Source organism: Psychrobacter sp. Ps6, assembly GCF_022129235.1.
GTDB lineage: Bacteria > Pseudomonadota > Gammaproteobacteria > Pseudomonadales > Moraxellaceae > Psychrobacter.
Genome location: NZ_JADQAI010000098.1, coordinates 1 through 1809, shown reverse-complemented (window position 1 = coordinate 1809; position 1809 = coordinate 1). Strand labels below are relative to the sequence as shown.

Sequence of the window (1809 nt, the reverse complement as noted above, 5' to 3'; positions counted from 1 at the left end):
AAAAATATAAGTAATTAACGCAATAAAAATACAGGTTATAAGCAACACAACCCAGAAAGGGATCTTCACCACAAGAAACAACGTATCAAATACCGACAGGTCATAAATAAAACTCACAAAATACAATGTGAGAATACTAACGATTGCTATGATTATACCAGCCATAACAACATCACCAGTATCATAATTTTTTGTAGACGTTGAGTATTTCATTGCATCCAGCTAGCCGTATATAGAATATCTATATCAATTATTGTTCTACAAACTATTTTGTTCAAATATCATTTAGCTAATTGCAACAAGTCCCACTTATTTCCATAAAGATCTTGGAACACAACTACTGTACCGTAATCTTCAACTCGAGGCTCTTCATTAAATACTACGCCATTTAATTTCATCGTTTCGTAGTCTCGCCAAAAGTCGTTAGTCTGCAAAAACAAGAACACACGGCCACCAGTTTGATTACCAACAGCCTGGAGTTGTTCTTCAGTACTAGCTTGAGCCAAAAGTAAGTTAGTACCATTGGAGTTTGGAGGTGAAACCTGAACCCAGCGCTTACCATTTCCCAAGTCAGTATCTTCAACTAATGTAAATTGAAGTTTTTGAGTATAAAACTCAATGGCATCATCATAGTTTTCTACAACGACTGCTATATTGCCTATTTGCTGTTTAATTGATTGTGTCATCCTAAACCTCAATATTGTTATGAGGAATGAATTTTACACTATAAATAGTAAATACCTTCTAATAAAAGGTTGTAGGTATACATATGCATTGCTGATTTAGAAAGCATCCACACTATGATTCGACTTTTTCTTTAGGCATCTTATAAAAGTGTTTTTGATCAGTCTTAATTTCTTTTAACCTAACCAACACATCACTTGCCAACAAGACTGCATTTGGTCGTTGTCTAACTATATTTGTCAATTCATCGTAGTATCGATTTAACTTACTCTTTCTCATCTTAAGTTCATCCTTGAGGACATACCAATACACTTAAAATAGCTCATGATTTATCAATACAACAATAGAAAATTCAATAAAGTTTATTAGCAGAATCAATAAATAGTTTGATCGTTTCGTAACCATTCTCTACATAAAATTTTTATCTTTTCAAGAACCTGCTAACACTTTTTAATTGATACCTTATGCAAATTACTCAAAAATCGGCTATTGATGTAATTTTGAGCAACATACTAAATGACGATGGTAAGCTGACGGGAAGTTATAAAGATATGCTACGATGTCGAAACTGTGTCTTATTTCTGAACAGACAATGCTAAATAACACATTCAATCTTTTTAGACTGAATGTGTTGACAGGAAAACTTATACTTAAAAGATGACTTCAACATTATTGTTCTTGAAAAATGAAAGGTCATCATCTGATATTCCAGTATCGGTAACTAATATGTTGATATTACTAGTTTTACCTATAGTCGATGGATAAATTTGGCCAAATTTACTTGAGTCTGTTAAAACAATATTACGACGATTCTTAGTTAAAATAACAGAAGCTATTTCCGCTCTCATCATATCCCTGCTGGTAAAACCGGTATCCTGATGAAACCCATCTACACCTAAGAAAGCGGTACTAAAGTTGATGTTTTCTATACATAATTTAGTCAAAGGGCCAACTAAACTTTCGCCATGATGTTGGTAAACACCGCCTAATAAAATTACGTTAGCAGAAGTATTTCTTATTAAATGAGCAATATATGCCGAGGGAGTAATAATTGTGACGTCTCCTCGTTCGGCTAATAGTCGAGCAAGTAATGCATTTGCACTTCCGCCCTCAATAAGAACCGTT

Annotated in this window: 3 protein-coding genes; all 3 read right to left on the bottom strand. The window is 33.6% G+C overall.

The window, feature by feature from the left end; genetic code table 11:
• Positions 1-213: hypothetical protein (locus I3255_RS14050; RefSeq protein WP_238039371.1), on the bottom strand; the 213-nt coding region annotated here is incomplete at its 3' end.
• Positions 214-281: 68 nt separating this feature from the next.
• Positions 282-686 carry a VOC family protein gene (locus tag I3255_RS14045; protein WP_138222742.1) on the bottom strand — a complete coding sequence of 135 codons (405 nt, stop codon included), beginning with the start codon at positions 684-686 and terminating at the stop codon, positions 282-284.
• Between the two features lie 648 nt (positions 687-1334).
• On the bottom strand, positions 1335-1809 hold a 475-nt coding region (locus I3255_RS14040), incomplete at its 5' end, for a DeoR/GlpR family DNA-binding transcription regulator (protein WP_238039370.1).